Raw genomic sequence first — 18522 nt, 5'->3', positions numbered from 1 at the left:
GTTCAATCTGAGCCATGATCAAACTCTTCAGTTTAAAATCATTGCTCACTCAAATCTTTACTGCTGACTTTAAAACTCGATCCGAACTAACGAATCAAACATAAAGCGTTCTAGTATCGACTCTCGTAAGACTTCAATTTTTTTGTAGTCATTCGAACATCAATCACCGTAGTAATTAACAACTCGAATAACCTGCTGAAGTCTCTAGCGAGTGCCCACACAAATTATCTGATTAACTATTTTAAAGAGCGTCTGACTTACTAAACATTTTCTAAATAAGAGTGAACGTTTGTAGTTAGCTACTTGGTAGCTTGTCGGTGTAAGCTTTGTTTGCTACCCCGTGTCAGTGGATGCGTATAATATACATCTCAGATTTTATGGCAAGCGCTTTTTGCTATTTTTATGAATTAATTCAAATAAATAGCAATTCGCTCATTTTCTGTTGCTTATTTAGTCAAGTCGACGATTCTTAGCTCTTTTGGGATAGAAAAAGAGACATTTTCTTCTTGGCCAGCCAATTCTTTTGGACTTTCACCACCTTCAGACTCTAAACGAGCAATAACTTCTTGCACCAACACTTCAGGGGCAGACGCACCAGCAGTAATACCAATACTGTCTATACCTTTTAACCACTCGCATTTAATTTCATCAGCATTATCGATTAGATACGCTGTTGCACCCATGCGTTCAGCTAATTCTTTTAAGCGATTAGAGTTAGAACTATTTACCGAACCTACTACCAATACTAATGAGGACTCTTCTGCCAACTTCTTAACCGCATCTTGACGATTTTGAGTCGCGTAACAGATATCGTCTTTTTTAGGCCCGCGTATTAAAGGAAAGTGTTCACGCAAAGAATCAATAACAATAGAAGCATCATCCATAGATAAAGTGGTTTGCGTAACAAAGGCCAACTTCTCTGGATTCTTAACTTTTAACTTGGCAACATCTTCAGGGCTTTCAACTAAGTAAATATGACCCCCTTGACTATAGTCATACTGCCCCATGGTACCTTCAACTTCAGGATGCCCATCATGACCAATAAGCACACACTCCATACCATCGCGAGAATAACGTACTACTTCTAAATGTACTTTAGTTACAAGCGGGCAAGTTGCATCAAATACTTTAAGGCCACGATTTCCTGCTTCAAGTCGTACCGCCTTAGAGACACCATGAGCACTAAAGATAACCAAATTATCGTCAGGCACTTGATCCAGCTCATCAACAAAAACTGCTCCGCGCGCCTTTAAGGACTCAACCACAAATTTGTTATGCACAACTTCATGGCGAACATAGATAGGCGCTTCGAATAAATCCAAGCAACGACTAACAATATCAATCGCGCGATCAACACCTGCGCAAAAACCTCTCGGGTTTGCTAATTGGATAGCAAAACTCATACAGACTCCGATACAGCTACGACTTTGACTCGGTAAGTTAACGTTCGCCCTGCTAGAGGATGATTAAAATCAACCGTCACCTCATCATCACCTATCAAAGCAATGACACCCGGCAATTCATTTTTACCAACATCAGAAAAAGACACTATCATGCCTTCTTCAAGATCCATATCGAACTGACTACGAGGCATAAGTTGAACATTATTCGGGTTATGCTGGCCAAAAGCTTTTTCTGGAGTCATCGCAAACTCACGCTCATCACCTTCTTTCAATCCAAGCAACACATCTTCAAACGCTTCCAGCAAACTACCATCACCAAATTTAAATTCAGCAGGCGCTTTATCAAAATTACTGTCAACTAACTGACCATCTTCTAATGCCAACTCAAAATGCATTGTGATCTGGCTTGTTTTTGAAATCATTATCATTTGCTCTTGTTCGTAAATTTTTTATTCAGATAGCCTTCTAGCAACATCACAATTACACCTAAAGTGATGGCCGAATCGGCAATATTAAAAGCGGGAAAGTACCAGGTTTGTTGCCAATGGAATTGTAGATAATCAACAACATGACCGTAGGCAAGTCGATCATAAAGGTTTCCTATCGCACCACCCAATATAAGAGTTAAGGATAAGGCCTCCCAGTAATTGGAAGAGGCAATTTTAACTAAGCGCCAACTAATTCCAATCACAACCACAACAGCAATAATAGAGAAGAACCATCGTTGCCATCCACCAGCATCTGCCAAGAAACTAAATGCAGCACCAGTATTGTATCTGAGAGTGATATCAAAAAAAGGCAAGACAGATATCTCTTGTCCATACCTTAAACTGGTATCAACCCATTGCTTAACCAGCCAATCTAAGCCAAAAATAATTAACGCCAGCGCCCACCAGCGCTGGAGTTGTTGCCATACAAAAGACTTAGTCATTAAGCGTAAAGGCGTTTTTCACCTTCTCCATCAGGCAAGTTACTGATACAACGATCACAAAGTTCTGGGTGAGCTTCACGTTGACCGACTTCTTCCCTGTGATGCCAACAGCGAACACACTTCGCTTTTTCACTTAGCTGCACACTTACTTTAAGACCTTCCATCTCAGACTCAACTGCATCATCGCCAGCTTGCGCCAAAGGTTTCACAGTAACGTTAGATGCAATAAGCACGAACCTTAGCTCGTCACCCAGCACATTCAAATTAGCCGTGAGGGCATCATCACAATAAAGTGTAATTTCAGCACTCAAGCTCGCCTTGATCTTACCTTCGCTACGAGCAGCTTCTAATACCTTATTAGTTGCTACTTTCGCTTCTGATATCTGTTTCCAGAACTCACGACCTTGCACTTCACTTCCATCTAGCTCTACTAAACCTTCATACCAAGTCTCTAGGAATACAGACTCAGCACGTTCACCAGGCATAGAACGCCAAATTTCATCAGCCGTAAAACTCAAGATTGGAGAGATCCAACGGGTAAAGGCTTCCATAACATGAAATAAAGCCGTTTGAGCTGAACGACGAGCAAGGCTGTCTTCTTGAGTCGTATACTGACGATCTTTAATAATATCCAAGTAGAAACTACCAAGATCTTCTGAACAGAAGTTTTGAATTTTCTGATTTACAGTATGGAACTGATATTCGTTATAAGCTTGATCAATCTCTTTTTGCAATTGCGCAGCGCGATCTACAACCCAACAATCCAAAGACAACATATCAGCAGGAGCAACCATATCAGTCACTGGATCAAAGCCATTCAGGTTCGCCATCATAAAGCGAGCCGTATTACGAATACGGCGATAAGAGTCAGCAACACGCTTAAGGATCTCATCAGACACTGTCATTTCAGTGGTGTAATCGGTTGCAGCAACCCAAAGACGGATAATGTCCGCACCTAGGCTATTCATCACCTTTTGAGGTGATAAAACATTACCTAAAGATTTAGACATCTTACGGCCATCACCATCAACAGTGAAACCATGTGTCAAAACTTGCTTATATGGTGCCACGCCACGAACAGCGATAGATGTCTTCAAAGAAGATTGGAACCAACCACGGTGCTGGTCAGAACCTTCTAAATAAAGATCAGCAGGAAAAGTTAGCTCGTCACGTTGATCAATCACTGAATAGTGAGTGACACCAGAATCAAACCAAACATCTAATGTGTCAGTAACCTTGCTGTATTTATCCGCATCGTCACCTAGCAGTTCCGCCGCATCTAAATCGAACCAAGCATCAATGCCTTCTTTTTCTATACGCTTAGCAACCTCTTCAACTAGTCGAGTTGTTTCAGGGTGAAGCTCTTGTGTATCTTTATTGATAAACAAGGTAATTGGCACACCCCAAGTACGCTGGCGAGAAACACACCAATCTGGACTATTTTTTAGCATACCTTCAATACGATTCTGACCCCAACTAGGCACCCAGCTTACGCCTTCTACCGCATCTAGCGCTTTATCCTGCAAACCTTCTTCGGTCATACTGATAAACCACTGCGGCGTTGCACGATAAATTAGCGGTGTTTTGGTACGCCAGCAATGTGGATAACTGTGGAAGATTTTATCTTGCTTAACTAATGCTTTATTTTCTTCTAGGGCCTCAAGGATAGCGGCATCAACTTTATAAACATGTTGTCCTGCAAAAGCACCCGCTGCATCAGTATATACACCACCATCATTAACTAGGTTAAGTGTACCTAAACCGTTAGCACGACCAACATTAAAGTCATCTACACCATGGTCAGGCGCTGTGTGCACTGCACCAGTACCCGCTTCAGTGGTCACATGATCACCTAAAATCACAGGCACCTGGCGACCAGCAAATGGATGCTGCATTAACGTGCCATTTAGCACATCACCTTTAGCACGACCAACGATACGATATTCTTCAACACCGTAACGACCCATTATGCCTTCAACCATGTCTTCAGCTAGGATAAGACGCTCTTTACCAGTGCCAAGGTCAAGCTCAACCAAAGCATAGTTAAATTCTGCATGTAGAGAAACGGCTTGGTTGGCAGGTAATGTCCAAGGTGTTGTTGTCCAGATAACTACAGATACCTGACCTTCACCTTCAACATCTGTAAATTTAGCCAATACAGCATCTTGATCAGCAACAACAAAACGAACATCAAGAGATAAGGATGTTTTGTCCTGATACTCAACTTCAGCTTCAGCCAATGCAGAGCCACCAACCACACTCCAATAAACTGGCTTAAAGCCTTTTACTAGATGGCCATTATCAGCAATCTTGCCAAGCGCTCTTACTATATTAGCTTCCGTCTCAAAATTCATGGTTAGATAAGGCTTATCCCAATCACCCATAACACCAAGACGAATAAAATCTTTCTTCTGTCCATTCACTTGCGTCAAAGCATATTCGCGACACTTAGCGCGGAACTCTTTATGAGTCACTTTAGTGCCAGCCTTACCTATCATTTGCTCAACTTTGTGCTCGATAGGCAAACCGTGGCAATCCCAGCCTGGGATATAAGGCGCATCAAAACCACTTACTGTTTTAGATTTAACAATAATATCTTTGAGGATTTTATTAACTGCGTGACCAATATGAATATCGCCATTCGCATATGGAGGACCATCATGCAAAATAAAAGATTTACGACCTTTACTGGTATCTCGAATTTTCTGATACAGGTCGATATCCTGCCAATGCTTAAGCATAGCTGGTTCACGTTTTGCCAAGTCTCCACGCATAGGGAAGTCAGTATTTGGCAAATTCAGAGTTGGTTTATAATCACTCATGGTTTTTCGATTTTTCCTCAAAGATCATCAGGGTGCTGATTATCAGGTTACTGATTTGCAAAGAAGTGCTGAGCGGCTTCTTTGTCACATTGAATTTGTTTAACTAGCTCATCTAAGCCAGACATTTTTCGCTCTTCTCGAATATAGTGGCAAAAATGCACCAATACATAATCATCGTATAAAGAGCCTTGATATTCGAATAAGTGCACTTCTAATATTGGTGTCACACCATTTACCGTAGGCCGACAACCTATATTGGCAACACCGTTATAAGCAACACCTTGTTTTACAAGCTGTACTGCATAAACCCCACTCATGGCAGGGCTCGCAATTTTCAAATGTACATTAGCCGTTGGAAAGCCGAGTGTACGACCTAACTTCTGACCATGAACAACACGCCCCGATAAAATGACAGGATGCCCCAATAAAGCTTCGGCTTTCACCATCTGCCCATGAGCCAAACTCTCTCTCACCAAAGAGCTACTAATTCGCTCACCTTCATCAGACAAGACCGAAGGTGTATTTTCAACAGCAAACTGATGTCGCTGACCGAATTCATTTAAATAACTAAAATCACCTTGGCGATCACAACCAAAACGGAAGTCATCACCTACAACCAAATGCTGCACTGCCAAGCCGTTCTGCAAAATAGTCTGACAGAATGCTTCAGCATCTAATTCTTGAATCTTTTTATTGAAAGGCATGCACAGAACGTAATCTATACCTTGCTCTTGCAAAAAACGTAATTTATCCCGTAAACGGCTAATCCTTCCCGGTGCTTTCATACCGGCAAAGTATTCTCTTGGTTGAGGCTCAAAAATCATAATGCAAGATGGCACTTGATACTTTTGTGCCAACTCTTTTACTCGTTTGAGAATCGCTTGATGCCCAAGATGTACCCCATCAAAATTACCAATGGTCAATACACACTGACGATGTTGTTGTCGGATATTATGAATACCCCGAATTAACTCCATATTGCCCCATCAAAGAGAAAGACGTTTCGCTGAAAAAATAACCGAGATTATATAGCAGTTAATTGAGAGACGATAGCCATGCCCCGAAATCCTATTAGTATATAGGGACTGTTAGGCCAAATTACTCAAAAATCATTAGAACTAAGCGATAGCAAAGGATTAGGCTTTTAGCATTCTCGGCCTAAAACCACCTAAAAACAGTCCAGCAAAATAAACCAACACACCAACAATAACCACTAACGCAATTCGCCATACTCGCTCCAAGTCAGGCAATTGAGTCCAATCAACTGCTAGAGCGTTGTGCCACAACAAAAGACCCGCCAAACAAGAAACGCCCAACAAAATAGCGAAACAAGGTTTAATCCAATCTGAGTTAAACTGATGCAGCGACCTTTTTCTCAAGCCGTGCCACAGAAGAAACGCGTTTAAAGCAGCAGACAGCGTTGTGGCCATAGCCAAACCAACATGCCCAAAAGGCCCAACCAAAATAAGGTTAAAAGCCATATTAGCCACCATAGCGATAATACCAATCTTCACCGGAGTTTTTGTATCTTGCCTTGCATAATAAGCTGGCGCCAGCACCTTAATGAGCATCATAAACACCAAGCCCACCGAGTAAGCCTGCAAACTCACTGCTGCCATAGAGACATCATGAACCGTTAGCGCACCACGATAGAAAATTGTCGCAATTAAAGGCTCAGCTAAAAGATAAAGCGCAAGCGAAGATGGCACAGCAATAAGTAGCACAGTCCTTAACCCCCAATCTAGAGTTGAGGTAAAGCGCTCAGATTCCTCACCAGCAAAACTGCGAGATAATGAAGGCAAAATAACTGTACTTATTGCAATCGCAAAAATCCCTAATGGCAACTCATATAAACGATCAGATAAATATAACCAAGTAATACTTCCGGTTTGTAAAAATGATGCCAGAATCGTGTCTAACAACAAGTTTATTTGACTAACAGACACACCAAACAGAGCGGGTAACATGAGCTTAAAAATACGCTTTACGCCCGGATGAGAGAACCCCAAACTAGGCATAGGTAATAAATTAAGTTTAGCCAGAAATGGCAACTGAAAAGCCAATTGCAAAGCACCCGCTGCAAACACACCCCAAGCAATCGCTGTTTCTTTCTGCAGCGCATCATTTGCAAAAAACACAGTCGCAATAATCAAAGACAAATTCAGGAAGATCGGGGTAATCGCCGGTATAGCATACTCATCATGACTGTTTAGTATCCCGCCTGCTAAAGCCGTTAAGGAAATAAACATGAGATATGGGAATGTAATAGTCAAAAGGTCAGACGCCAAGGCAAGCTGTTCCGTATTATCAGCAAAACCTGGAGCAAAGATATAAACAACCCAAGGCGAGAACGCCATAAACAAAGCACTCACCAACAACAAGACCAAGCCTAAAGAACCAGAGACAGCGGAAACTAACTCCCTCACAGCAGTTTGCCCTTGATTCACCTTATAGTCACTTAACACAGGAACAAAAGCCTGAGCGAAGGCACCTTCTGCAAATAAGCGGCGTAAAAAGTTTGGTATCTTAAAGGCGACATAAAAAGCGTCCGCACTTCCACTCGCCCCTAATACAAATGCAAGCGCCGCATCTCGAACCAAACCCAATACACGCGATAGCATAGTACAGATAGAAACAAGCACACCGGATCTGAGTAAAGATGGTCTTTTTTTAGCAACTTTTGATCCCGACTTATCTTCCAACTTTGGTGACTCCATACCCATCCAAAACATGATTTTTTTAAATTTCAGCAAGGATAACACCTCAACACCTAGGTGAATAAGCAAAAAGGGGGATGAAAACCGATAATTTTTACTCAATTAGGGGTTGTGGTAAGTGAAAAAACTGGTAAAATTTGCCGCGAGATTTTCAAGTATTACTTGACATTTATTCATCGAAACCGCAGAGTGCGGCTTCGTTTCATTTTAGAGAATTCAAAGGAGCCATAAAGTGGCAAATTCCGCCGGATCAAAAAAACGTGCACGCCAGGCTATCAAGCGTCGCGCTCACAATGGTGGCCTGCGCTCTATGGTGCGCACATACCTGAAAAAAGTAGATGCTGCTATTGAAGCAGGTAACCAAGCGGACGCTCAAGCAGCATTCGTTGCAGCAACGTCTCAAATGGACAAAGCTGCTGGTAAAGGTCTTTACCACAAAAACAAAGCGTCTCGTCATAAGAGCCGTTTAAGCGCGAAAATCAAAGCACTAGCTGCTTAATTGATTTTCAAGTCGCATTAAAAAAACCGGCATCAGCCGGTTTTTTTATGTCTAAAATATATTACTAAACCATATACTTTGGCACTAATACTAGCAACCAAACCGAACCCGCTAACACCAAGGCCAAAAACACAGCAGCAGAACCCATATCTTTCGCCCTACCAGAGAGTTCGTGATACTCATCCCCGACCCGATCAACAACAGCCTCCATCGCTGAATTGATCGTCTCAACGATAACCACAAGTCCCACAACAAAAATCAATAAAGCACGCTCAAGGCCAGTTTCACCGAAATACAAAGCCAAGGGCAAAGCAAGCAAGAACAAACAAACCTCTTGTCTAAAAGCCGCTTCGTACTGCCACTGAGCTTTCAACCCTTGGAACGAATAACCAGTCGCATCTATCACTCTCGCCAACCCAGTCTTACTCGGCTTCGCCATGCATATTCCCCATTTAATTTAAACAATAACCAAATCATCACGATGAATTAATTCAGGCTCACCTTCATAACCCAATACTTCACCTATTTTAGAAGATGGTTTTCCTAGTAATTTCAAAGACTCAGCAACAGAATAATTAACCAGACCTCGCGCGACTATTTCACCAGCCTCACTCACACAAACCACCATCTCACCACGAGTAAAATCGCCCGATGCGTCTTTCACCCCTACTGGCAACAAACTACTTCCACCCGACTTCAGCGCTTTAATCGCCCCTCTATCAAGTGTTAGTGTGCCACGCGCCTTAAGGTGCCCAGCTAACCACTGCTTGCGAGCAACAAGCCTCTCTTGCTCAGGCTGCAACCAAGTACCTAACAGTTCAGCCTGCATTAAGCGAGCAATCACATTTTGCTCTCGCCCTGAAGCAATCAAGGTATCAGCACCAGATCGTGCAGCTAAGCTTGCCGCTTTCACTTTCGTCAGCATACCGCCACTACCTAAAACACCAGCGCCACCACTGGCCATAGACTCCAGCCTTTCATCAGACGCTAAAGCATGTGAAATTAATGTCGCATCAGCATGGTCTCTTGGGTTTTTATCAAATAGACCCTGCTGGTCAGTCAATATAATTAAAAGATCCGCTTCAACCAGATTAGCCACCAAAGCACCCAAAGTGTCATTATCACCAAAGCGAATTTCATCCGTCACTACGGTATCGTTTTCATTAACAATAGGCACAGCCCCTAAGCTCAACAAAGTACGCAGTGCAGATCGAGCATTTAGGTAACGACGACGGTTAGACAAATCATCATGAGTAAGCAGTATCTGTGCTGTATGCAAGTCATGCTTTACAAAATGAGACTCATACACACCAACCAATTCCATTTGCCCCACCGCTGCAGACGCCTGCAACTCATTTACCTGAGTCGGCCTTTTGGTAAAACCTAAGCGTTTCATGCCAGCTGCGATAGAGCCAGATGAAACCAACACAACCTCTTTACCCATAGCGCGCAACTGAGCAATTTGCTCAACCCACTCACCTATTCGCTCAACATCTAACCCTTGCCCATCATTGGTTAATAAAGCACTACCAATTTTCACTACAATTCGCTGCGCCTGAGCAACTTTTTCTCTTGAAATATTCTGTGACATTCTCTTTTCGCCTTCCCCACCAAAGGACCAAAAAATAAGGCACCTTAACTAAAATCAAGATGCCTTATTTTCAAAACTTAATACCGAGCAAACACACCCTTAACGGACATATTCCACATCAACATCATAATCATCATCGTCGAAGTCATCATCGTCTTCTGCCGCTTCCTTAGCAGCATGCGCCTCGGCACGCTTAACCATACGGTATGAATTGATTCGTTCACGACCTTCTTCATCTATCTGCAAACGCATAGCTTCTTCAGCTTCACGCGCCTCTTCACTGTCTTCCAGTAACTGACGCATCTCATCCAGTTTGGTCATCAAGTCTAAACATAGAACTTGAGTACCTTCACCTGAAATTGCTGAAATACGATAAGTTTTACCTTCCCAGCCTAGCGCATCTATCACAGCTTGGCAGCGCTCTTCTAACTCTTCAGCTGGCACCATGTCGATTTTATTCAATACTAACCAACGCTCTCGCCCAGCCAGAACAGGGCTAAACTGATGCAACTCATTCACAGCAACCTGAGCAGCTTGAGCCGGAGTAACATCATCCCAAGGCGCCATATCAACCAAGTGCAACAAAATACGGTTACGCACTAGGTGCTTTAAGAAGCGAATACCTAAGCCAGCACCATCTGCAGCACCTTCAATAATGCCGGGAATATCTGCAATAACAAAACTTTGGTGCTGCTTTACTTTAACAACACCCAGGTTAGGCACGAGCGTTGTAAAAGGGTAATCCGCAACTTTCGGCTTTGCAGCTGATACAGAACGAATAAAAGTAGACTTACCCGCATTTGGCAAGCCTAGCAAACCCACATCCGCCAAAACTTTCATCTCAAGCTTCAGATTACGCTCTTCACCTTCCGTTCCTTTCGTTGTTTGGCGCGGCGCACGGTTAGTACTGGATTTAAAACGCACATTACCCAGACCTCTATGCCCACCCTGAACAACACAAAGAGTTTCACCATCATGAGTCAGGTCACCTAGGGTTTCACCTGTATCTTCGTCAATAATAGTCGTACCGACAGGCACTTTTAGTGTTAAGTCGGCGCCTTTAGCACCAGTACAGTCTTGACCCTTACCACCTTCACCAGTTTCAGCTTGATAGCGACGAGTATAACGATAGTCAATTAAGGTATTGAGCGCAGCATCTGCCTCTAAGATAACACTACCACCATCACCGCCGTCACCACCGTCAGGGCCACCTTTAGCAATAAATTTCTCACGCCAAAAGCTTAAACAACCGTTTCCACCTTTGCCCGCCCGCACATAAATACTGGCTTCATCAACGAATTTCACAGAATCACCTCTTAGGTGTGTATTACAATATCAGTGATGCAAACAAGCTCGCACCACTCAAAAAATCTATTATATAATTTTTCCAAAAAAAAAGCCCCGCCACAGCGGAGCTCTTTCTTACTCGGTCGAGTATTAAGCTGCTACTACAGAAACTGTACGACGCTTAAACTTACCTTTCACTTCGAACTTCACTTGACCTTCAGTCACAGCGAATAAAGTGTGATCTTTACCGATCTTAACACCTGCACCAGGGTGGAATTGAGTACCACGCTGACGAACAAGAATGTTACCTGGGATCACAACTTGACCACCGAAACGCTTAACACCTAATCGTTTCGACTCCGAGTCGCGACCGTTACGAGTACTACCACCCGCCTTTTTATGAGCCATAATCTACCCCTTAATTTTGAATTTGTGACGTATTAGCCAATCGCTGTGATTTTAACTTCAGTAAACCACTGACGGTGACCTTGACGCTTCATAGAGTGCTTACGACGACGGAATTTAAGAATCTTAACTTTGTCACCGCGGCCATGAGAAACAACTTCCGCTGCAACTTTTACGCCTTCAACAACTGGTGCGCCAACTTTAACGTCGTCGCCATTGCTAACTAGTAGTACTTCGTTGAAATCAACGCTACCACCAGCTTCAACTGCCAGTTTTTCAACCTTAAGGACTTGGCCTTCTTGAACACGGTATTGCTTACCGCCGGTTTTGATCACTGCAAACATGTATTTCTCCAATTAGATTTATCCGGCTACTGGATTTTATTTGACCTACTTCTAGTGGCCTAAATTTCAAAAAAGCTCATGAATTGAGACTCAAGAACTCACCAAAATTTAATCACCATATGATAGGGAGCAAAATGTGGATAAATCGGACGCAGGATTGTACAAAATCACACCAGTAAAAACAAGACATATAGACATTTATCACGCATATTTTGAGTTTTGGGTTGACCCTTTCCCCCTCCTTACCTAGCATGTGGCAATCTTGCGGTTTTCAGATCGAAAACTCGCTAGGAAAATAGCCAGCTTGGAAAAAATTTAATGTCGTCCAACTCTATACATGCGGTCGTTAATAACGAATTTAGTCTTGTTAATGACCACATTTTATCCCAGTTAAAAAGTGAAATTCCGCTCATCGAGCAAATTGGTTATTACATTATCAGCAATGGTGGCAAACGATTACGCCCATTATTAGTACTAATGGCTGCTCGTGCTTGTGGTAAACCTGATGACGCTAGCTATCAAGACAATATGGTCAAGATGGCAACCATCATAGAGTTTATCCACACTGCAACCTTGTTACACGATGATGTTGTCGATGAATCCGATATGCGCCGTGGCAAAAAAACGGCTAATGAAGAATGGGGCAACGCACCTAGCGTACTCGTTGGTGACTTCCTTTATTCTCGTGCATTTCAAATCATGGTTGAAGTTGGCAGTATGCAGTGTATGCAAATCCTTGCCGAGACAACCAACATCATTTCTGAAGGCGAAGTCCAGCAGTTAATAAACTGCGGAGATCCAAGCACATCAGAAGAGAACTACCTTAAAGTTATCCAATATAAGACAGCAAAATTGTTTGAAGGTGCTGCTTTGTGTGGTGCGATAGTGGCAGATGCCAATAAAGAGCAACAACAAGCTTTAGCCAACTATGGCACTTATGTTGGTACCGCTTTTCAGCTTATTGATGACGTGATGGATTACACTAGCACGGCAGAAGAGATGGGCAAGAATGTGGGTGATGACCTTGCAGAAGGCAAACCGACGCTTCCTCTGATCTATACCATGCGAACAGCACCAACTGACGCAGCAGATAGAGTTCGTAATGCAATTGAAACAGGTGGCCTAGAACAATTAGACGCTATCATTGCAGATGTTCAAGCGTGTGGTGCCATTGAATACACTGAGAAAGCAGCACAAGAGCAAGCACAACTTGCTATTGATGCATTAGCCCCTTTACAAGATTCACCTTATAAAGCGGCGCTTATTGACTTAGCCAAGGCATCGGTTAATCGCCGTAACTAGGGAACCTGCGATTAAGTGATTACCCAAAGAGCCAGCATTTAAACTGGCTCTTTTTTATGCTCGCTCAAAAATAAGTGTCAAACCTGCTCAATAAGTGTTTTCACTAGCGCAGCAATTTCATCAGGCCGCTCCAGCATAAAGCAGTGACCGCCATCCACCTCAAGCAAATTAATATTTCCATTCACTTTTGCCGCATGCGCATACGACTGTTTGAAAAAAGGCAGAGTATCTTTACCTGCAACAATGGTTGTCGGCACTTGCAACTCTGTCAGACTCTTCCATAAACGCTTAGGATAACTAGCAAAAATCGCAGACTCCATCCAAGGCGGGCAAATCAAACGGCTGCATCCAGCGGCATCTGTTTTCAAAGAGTTATCTAAGTAACAAGATAAGCTATCATCAGTCCAGCCTTTAAAGGTGCCTCGGCCAGTAAAATATTTACGTGCACTCTCTACACTAGGCCAACTTGCCTTGCGCCTTTTTGCTTGCTTAACCATAGGGACTTGCGTCATCAAACCTGAAAAACGCATCCCTCTAATTAACCAAAGCATTTTCGGCGGAAATAAAGCAGGATCAAGAATAATCAAACGATCAAAATAGCAAGGCGATTGTGCCGCCATCAACATAGTCAAACATCCGCCAAAGCTATGGGCAAAACCTATCTTTGGTTGATCCTTAGGCAAGTTCTGCTGCGCGGCTTGCAAACACCTTTCAGCCGTTTTATTCCAACCCATAAAACGTTTATCTGAATCACTTAGGCCGTGACCAGACGCATCTTGAGTAAATATAGGATATTCATTGGCTAGTGGCATAAGTAATTCGGCATAAGTTAAAGAAGCGAAACCATTACCATGCAAAAAGTGTAATATGGGGTTATTTCCACCACCTAAATGATCGCCTTCATCATTGTGGACTACCGAGGTTTTACCGCGCAGAGACATGTTCGCCTCTAACTTATACTCCCATTGCGCCAACCCAGCTTGCCACTCTCTGATTTTGGCTAATTTTGCACTTTCCATCTTCAACTCCAACATCAAAAATAAGCCTAACCAGTACGATTTAGTGTTTATTCATGAAAAAAACACCACAAAGTGAAATAACAATAACGAATGTAAGATAAAACATTTTTAACAAAAAAGTCATATCAAAATAAAACATACTCACTATAAAGATCACAAAATAGACACTAGTAAACCAAAAGCCACTTTTTAATTAGATGTTTTTTTAAGGAAATTGGTTTTTTTGCACTCAAACATTCATATTTTCGCCCTTAACCGATATAATTTGCCCGATTAAAAATTGATAACTGAACTACTGAAAAGCTTGTAGACACTTAGGTCAACCAGCTCAACGTAGCAATAGGAATATAATGACTACTCATTCATCGTTTGAGAAAGACGAACTTTTAAAGTGCGGCCATGGCGAAATGTTCGGCGCAGGTAATGCACAACTACCTGTTGGCAACATGTTAATGATCGACAGAATCACCAACATATCCGTCGATGGCGGTGAGTTTGGTAAAGGTGAAATCATTGCTGAGCTAGACATCAATCCTGATCTTTGGTTTTTCGATTGCCACTTCCCAGGTGATCCAGTAATGCCTGGTTGTCTAGGTCTTGATGCCATGTGGCAGCTAGTTGGCTTTTTCCTTGGATGGAAAGGCAATAAAGGTCGTGGTCGTGCTCTAGGTTCTGGTGAAGTTAAATTCACAGGTCAAATCCTACCTACAGCAAAAAAAGTCACTTTCCGCATTACTTTAAAACGTGTTATTGAGCGTAAACTAGTAATGGGAATCGCAGATGGAAGTGTTAGTGTTGATGGTCGAGAGATTTACACAGCAACTGATTTGCGTGTCGGTTTATTTACTTCAACTGACAATTTCTAAAGATTAAGAATAGAGAGGCACACCCTATGCGTCGCGTAGTTGTAACTGGTCTTGGTATCGTAAGCTGTCTTGGTAATGACAAAGAGAGCGTTCTAAACTCTTTGCTTGAAGGCAAATCTGGCATTCGTTTTGCGGATGATTACAAAGAAATGGGCTTCCGCAGTCACGTATGTGGCCGTATCGACCTAGATTCTGATGAAATGATCGACCGTAAAACACGTCGTTTCATGGGCCCTGCTGCCACTTATGCTTATGTATCTATGCAGCAAGCAATCACAGACTCAGGTCTAACAGAAGAACAAGTATCTAATGTTCGTACAGGTTTGATTGCTGGTTCTGGTGGTGCGTCCGCTGGCAACCTAGTTGATTCAGCAGACACATTACGCAATAAAGGCGTTAAGCGTGTTGGCCCTTACCGTGTTACTCAAACTATGGGTAGTACCGTATCTGCTTGCCTTGCAACACCATTTAAAATTAAAGGTGTTAACTACTCAATCACTTCTGCTTGTTCTACTAGTGCTCACTGTATTGGTAACGCTATGGAACTTATTCAGCTAGGCAAACAAGATGTTGTTTTTGCTGGCGGCGGTGAAGAAGAAAGCTGGACTCAAACCTGCATGTTTGATGCTATGGGTGCGTTATCTTCTAAATACAATGAAACACCAGAAAAAGCGTCTCGTGCTTACGATGCAAACCGTGACGGTTTCGTTATCGCAGGTGGTGGCGGCATGCTGGTTGTTGAAGAACTAGAACACGCTAAAGCTCGTGGTGCTAAAATCTACGGCGAGCTAGTAGGTTACGGTGCAACATCTGATGGTTACGACATGGTTGCTCCATCTGGTGAAGGCGCTGTACGTTGCATGCAAATGGCAATGAGCACAACTGAGGGTGATATTGATTACATCAACACTCACGGTACAAGTACTCCTGCCGGCGACATGAAAGAGCTTCAAGCTGTGAACGAAACTTTTGGTGGCGACATTCCAAAAATCAGTTCAACTAAGTCACTATCTGGCCACTCTCTAGGTGCAGCTGGTGTACACGAAGCAATTTACAGCTTACTAATGATGGAAAATGATTTCATCGTAGCGTCAGCAAACGTTGACGAGCTTGACGAAGCAGCAGGTGACATTCCAGTTGTTACTAAGCGCATCGACAATGCTAACCTTAAGCAAATCATGTCAAACAGCTTTGGTTTTGGTGGCACAAATGCCAGCCTAGTATTCAAGAAATACGAAGACTAATTCTGTAGTAGGCTTGACCTACGCAATAAAAAAGCCGCTTATGCGGCTTTTTTATTGCCCGAATTTTATCAAACCAAAATTCTAGATCAGCATAATTAGCAGATATAAAAAAAGGAGTGAACCGCTAAGCTCACTCCCTTTTTCTTTTCTTGACGACGATAGCTAAATAAACTTACTTTGTCGTTACCTTAGCCATGTTTTCTCGCATCCAGACTTCCATCTCTTCATGCATATCGCCAGTCTTTTTACCTTCTACTTCAATTGATTCACCTATGATGACATTGATAGTACCTGGCTGTTTTAACCACTTCTTACCCGGCCAAATCTCACCCGCATTATGCACTATAGGCAAGATAGGTTTGCCAGCTGACGTTGCTAGCATGGCAGCGCCCTTATTAAAGCTTTTCTCTTCACCAGCCTTAACTCGGGTCCCCTCAGGGAAGATAAGCACAGAGCGACCTCCTAAGAGACGCTCTTTACCTTGTTTCAAGATTTGTTTTAAGGCATTTGATTTTTGACTACGGTCGATAGCAATAGGCTGAACCATTCGCAGTCCCCAACCAAAAAATGGTACAGACAAAAGCTCTTTTTTGAGCACGGTAGAGAGCGGGGTCACTAACACTTGAAGAAAATAGGTTTCCCATTCACTTTGATGATTTGCAACAATCACATAAGAACGGCCTTTAACCAAGTTCTCACGCCCTTGAACATTCACCTTCACGCCACAAAATATACGAAAGGCGAAAAGCAAAATAGCATTGTGAACATTCAGGACCTTTTGTCTGTGTATACCTGGGAAGCACAGCGCAATGGGCGGAGCCACAACACCAGCAACCACAGTAGAGACAACATAGCTAATACCAAACAGCGTCGAGCCAACCCACGAACGAATGGATACACCTAAACTCATTCTTTGTAATACTCCTTACAGCAATCAGATCCTAACTCAGCAGCACCTATTATTAATGGTGGTTAATCTACCAGCTGATTTTTTTGAATCAATGGGTTTGCATACATTTGTAATAAAGTTTGCTTTAATTCTGGCGGACAATTTGCCATATAGTCTTCAAATTCTTGATCGTCTATCGATTCACCATTTAGCAAAGCAAGCGCGCTCTTGTTACTAGAGTGGATCTCATAGTTTGCTATTATTTGACGATCGATTTCAGCCACTAAATCATCCGGAGTTTCAAAGTCTTCGGTAATTTGATCACCAAAGGTAATCACTACCTTACCCTTCTTTCCAACAATACCATTCTTAATACTGTCTATATCTTCGAATTCAGACTTTTCATAATTACCGGTTTCTGCCTTCTCATGAAGCTCACCCGCTTTATCCAGGCCGCAAGGATCATATTCATAAGAAATAGATACAGGCACAATATTTAAAGATTTCATTGCCTCGGCAAAGCTCATCTTTTTCTTTTTGCACATGTAAAACATTTTAATGATGGCAGGATCTGTTTTATCCAAACCATCTTTAGCACGCCCTTCTTTTTGTGCTATCCATAAGTTACACAAATCACTTTCAACCGAGTGATTGATGTAACCAGAAAGTTGAGTAAAAGCCGCCATCATTTCACGCACACCATTTGCTGAGCGCTTGACGATGAAGCTTTTGTTTAAACGCATCAGGTCAGAAACAAAAGGTCGACGCAACAAGTTATCACCAATCGCAATACGCACTGTGCTTAGACCATTTAGATAAAGGCCATAATTCACAAATGCAGGGTCCATCGCTATGTCCCTGTGATTAGAAACAAACAAATGACCAACGTTTTTATCCAGCTTTTCAATGCCGCGATATTCAACCTCAGTCGTGGTTGTTTTAATCATTCTGTCCATGTATCCCTTCACAATGGATTGGAAGTCATGGACATTATGGATTTTTGCCATTTGCTTTTTAAGAGCAAGTTTGACAAAAAATGACAAAGGCCCTTTAAACATATCAGGCCAGTGCTTAAACCTAAAACCTATAATCGTATCGATAAAATCTTGTGTGTTAACTAAATTTGCCAGTACCTTAGCGACTTCATCGTCGTTATACGGGCGAATATCCTGAAACTGATCCATTAAGTTTTCCGCTAGTTGA

At 42.5% G+C, this 18522-nt stretch carries 18 protein-coding genes and 1 rRNA gene (1 of these 19 only partly in view); 4 read left to right on the top strand and 15 right to left on the bottom strand.

Annotation, left to right across the window (positions count from 1 at the left end; translation table 11 throughout):
- From Q0A08_RS17225 to murJ, 7 genes are all read right to left on the bottom strand, one after another.
- Positions 1–34: ribosomal RNA gene (locus Q0A08_RS17225) — 16S ribosomal RNA — on the bottom strand (it extends 1505 nt beyond the left edge of the window).
- A gap of 412 nt (positions 35–446) precedes the next feature.
- Positions 447–1403 carry a 4-hydroxy-3-methylbut-2-enyl diphosphate reductase gene (gene ispH, locus Q0A08_RS17220; RefSeq protein WP_438462710.1) on the bottom strand — a complete coding sequence of 319 codons (957 nt, stop codon included), beginning with the start codon at positions 1401–1403 and terminating at the stop codon, positions 447–449.
- Entirely contained in the window at positions 1400–1831 is a 432-nt protein-coding gene (gene fkpB / locus Q0A08_RS17215) for an FKBP-type peptidyl-prolyl cis-trans isomerase (RefSeq protein WP_438462709.1), read from the bottom strand. Before fkpB ends, ispH begins: the two co-directional genes overlap by 4 nt.
- A complete protein-coding gene (gene lspA / locus Q0A08_RS17210; protein ID WP_438462708.1) occupies positions 1828–2334 on the bottom strand; it encodes a signal peptidase II in 507 nt (168 codons plus the stop codon). The genes fkpB and lspA overlap by 4 nt, the downstream gene beginning before the upstream one ends.
- Positions 2334–5156, bottom strand: coding sequence for an isoleucine--tRNA ligase (ileS, locus tag Q0A08_RS17205; RefSeq protein ID WP_438462707.1), 2823 nt, complete (start codon positions 5154–5156; stop codon positions 2334–2336). The genes lspA and ileS overlap by 1 nt, the downstream gene beginning before the upstream one ends.
- Positions 5157–5203: 47 nt before the next feature.
- Positions 5204–6133 carry a bifunctional riboflavin kinase/FAD synthetase gene (gene ribF / locus Q0A08_RS17200; RefSeq protein WP_063339866.1) on the bottom strand — a complete coding sequence of 310 codons (930 nt, stop codon included), beginning with the start codon at positions 6131–6133 and terminating at the stop codon, positions 5204–5206.
- 159 nt (positions 6134–6292) lie between these two features.
- Positions 6293–7873: a murein biosynthesis integral membrane protein MurJ gene (gene murJ / locus Q0A08_RS17195; protein WP_438467660.1), complete on the bottom strand. Its 1581-nt coding sequence runs from the start codon at positions 7871–7873 to the stop codon at positions 6293–6295.
- 232 nt (positions 7874–8105) lie between these two features.
- Between murJ and rpsT the strand changes: the two genes are divergently transcribed.
- A complete protein-coding gene (rpsT, locus tag Q0A08_RS17190; RefSeq protein WP_009836308.1) occupies positions 8106–8372 on the top strand; it encodes a 30S ribosomal protein S20 in 267 nt (88 codons plus the stop codon).
- Between the two features lie 64 nt (positions 8373–8436).
- Here the strand turns inward: rpsT and Q0A08_RS17185 are convergent, their stop codons facing one another.
- The 5 genes from Q0A08_RS17185 to rplU form a co-directional block, all read right to left on the bottom strand.
- Positions 8437–8811 carry a diacylglycerol kinase gene (locus Q0A08_RS17185; RefSeq protein WP_438462706.1) on the bottom strand — a complete coding sequence of 125 codons (375 nt, stop codon included), beginning with the start codon at positions 8809–8811 and terminating at the stop codon, positions 8437–8439.
- A gap of 18 nt (positions 8812–8829) precedes the next feature.
- On the bottom strand, positions 8830–9963 hold the full coding sequence (gene proB, locus Q0A08_RS17180; RefSeq protein WP_438462705.1) for a glutamate 5-kinase: 1134 nt from the start codon (positions 9961–9963) through the stop codon (positions 8830–8832).
- A gap of 99 nt (positions 9964–10062) precedes the next feature.
- Positions 10063–11268, bottom strand: a complete 1206-nt coding sequence (gene cgtA / locus Q0A08_RS17175) for an Obg family GTPase CgtA (RefSeq protein ID WP_438462704.1) — start codon at positions 11266–11268, stop codon at positions 10063–10065.
- Positions 11269–11400: 132 nt separating this feature from the next.
- Positions 11401–11658, bottom strand: a complete 258-nt coding sequence (gene rpmA / locus Q0A08_RS17170; RefSeq protein WP_009836263.1) for a 50S ribosomal protein L27 — start codon at positions 11656–11658, stop codon at positions 11401–11403.
- Between the two features lie 32 nt (positions 11659–11690).
- Complete coding sequence (gene rplU / locus Q0A08_RS17165; protein ID WP_046019596.1) at positions 11691–11999, bottom strand: 50S ribosomal protein L21; 309 nt, start codon at positions 11997–11999, stop codon at positions 11691–11693.
- A gap of 318 nt (positions 12000–12317) precedes the next feature.
- On the opposite strand from rplU, the gene Q0A08_RS17160 reads away from it, so the two are divergent.
- Entirely contained in the window at positions 12318–13301 is a 984-nt protein-coding gene (locus tag Q0A08_RS17160; RefSeq protein ID WP_438462703.1) for a polyprenyl synthetase family protein, read from the top strand.
- 77 nt (positions 13302–13378) lie between these two features.
- On the opposite strand, the gene Q0A08_RS17155 is transcribed toward Q0A08_RS17160, so the two are convergent.
- Positions 13379–14320: an alpha/beta fold hydrolase gene (locus Q0A08_RS17155; protein ID WP_438462702.1), complete on the bottom strand. Its 942-nt coding sequence runs from the start codon at positions 14318–14320 to the stop codon at positions 13379–13381.
- A 350-nt stretch (positions 14321–14670) separates the two neighbouring features.
- On the opposite strand from Q0A08_RS17155, the gene fabA reads away from it, so the two are divergent.
- Both fabA and fabB read left to right on the top strand, forming a co-directional pair.
- Positions 14671–15186, top strand: a complete 516-nt coding sequence (gene fabA / locus Q0A08_RS17150; RefSeq protein ID WP_438462701.1) for a 3-hydroxyacyl-[acyl-carrier-protein] dehydratase FabA — start codon at positions 14671–14673, stop codon at positions 15184–15186.
- Positions 15187–15212: 26 nt separating this feature from the next.
- On the top strand, positions 15213–16430 hold the full coding sequence (gene fabB / locus Q0A08_RS17145; RefSeq protein WP_438462700.1) for a beta-ketoacyl-ACP synthase I: 1218 nt from the start codon (positions 15213–15215) through the stop codon (positions 16428–16430).
- Positions 16431–16602: 172 nt separating this feature from the next.
- On the opposite strand, the gene Q0A08_RS17140 is transcribed toward fabB, so the two are convergent.
- Complete coding sequence (locus tag Q0A08_RS17140; RefSeq protein ID WP_438462699.1) at positions 16603–17340, bottom strand: lysophospholipid acyltransferase family protein; 738 nt, start codon at positions 17338–17340, stop codon at positions 16603–16605.
- A 62-nt stretch (positions 17341–17402) separates the two neighbouring features.
- Positions 17403–18503 (bottom strand): 1-acyl-sn-glycerol-3-phosphate acyltransferase, encoded by a 1101-nt coding sequence (locus tag Q0A08_RS17135; RefSeq protein ID WP_438462698.1) that lies wholly within the window; start codon positions 18501–18503, stop codon positions 17403–17405.
- Between the last annotated feature and the right edge of the window lie 19 nt (positions 18504–18522).

Source organism: Marinomonas sp. PE14-40 (assembly GCF_051623805.1).
GTDB lineage: Bacteria > Pseudomonadota > Gammaproteobacteria > Pseudomonadales > Marinomonadaceae > Marinomonas.
Note: the sequence above shows the minus strand (reverse complement) of the source record. Positions and strands in the feature narration are given on the sequence as shown.

Coding starts and splice junctions, on each gene's coding strand:
- ispH (WP_438462710.1), bottom strand. CDS start 1,403: ATGAGTTTTGCTATCCAATTAGCAAACCCGAGAGGTTTTTGCGCAGGT.
- fkpB (WP_438462709.1), bottom strand. CDS start 1,831: ATGATAATGATTTCAAAAACAAGCCAGATCACAATGCATTTTGAGTTG.
- lspA (WP_438462708.1), bottom strand. CDS start 2,334: ATGACTAAGTCTTTTGTATGGCAACAACTCCAGCGCTGGTGGGCGCTG.
- ileS (WP_438462707.1), bottom strand. CDS start 5,156: ATGAGTGATTATAAACCAACTCTGAATTTGCCAAATACTGACTTCCCT.
- ribF (WP_063339866.1), bottom strand. CDS start 6,133: ATGGAGTTAATTCGGGGTATTCATAATATCCGACAACAACATCGTCAG.
- murJ (WP_438467660.1), bottom strand. CDS start 7,873: ATGGAGTCACCAAAGTTGGAAGATAAGTCGGGATCAAAAGTTGCTAAA.
- Q0A08_RS17185 (WP_438462706.1), bottom strand. CDS start 8,811: ATGGCGAAGCCGAGTAAGACTGGGTTGGCGAGAGTGATAGATGCGACT.
- proB (WP_438462705.1), bottom strand. CDS start 9,963: ATGTCACAGAATATTTCAAGAGAAAAAGTTGCTCAGGCGCAGCGAATT.
- rpmA (WP_009836263.1), bottom strand. CDS start 11,658: ATGGCTCATAAAAAGGCGGGTGGTAGTACTCGTAACGGTCGCGACTCG.
- rplU (WP_046019596.1), bottom strand. CDS start 11,999: ATGTTTGCAGTGATCAAAACCGGCGGTAAGCAATACCGTGTTCAAGAA.
- Q0A08_RS17160 (WP_438462703.1), top strand. CDS start 12,318: ATGTCGTCCAACTCTATACATGCGGTCGTTAATAACGAATTTAGTCTT.
- Q0A08_RS17155 (WP_438462702.1), bottom strand. CDS start 14,320: ATGGAAAGTGCAAAATTAGCCAAAATCAGAGAGTGGCAAGCTGGGTTG.
- fabA (WP_438462701.1), top strand. CDS start 14,671: ATGACTACTCATTCATCGTTTGAGAAAGACGAACTTTTAAAGTGCGGC.
- fabB (WP_438462700.1), top strand. CDS start 15,213: ATGCGTCGCGTAGTTGTAACTGGTCTTGGTATCGTAAGCTGTCTTGGT.
- Q0A08_RS17140 (WP_438462699.1), bottom strand. CDS start 17,340: ATGAGTTTAGGTGTATCCATTCGTTCGTGGGTTGGCTCGACGCTGTTT.
- Q0A08_RS17135 (WP_438462698.1), bottom strand. CDS start 18,503: ATGGATCAGTTTCAGGATATTCGCCCGTATAACGACGATGAAGTCGCT.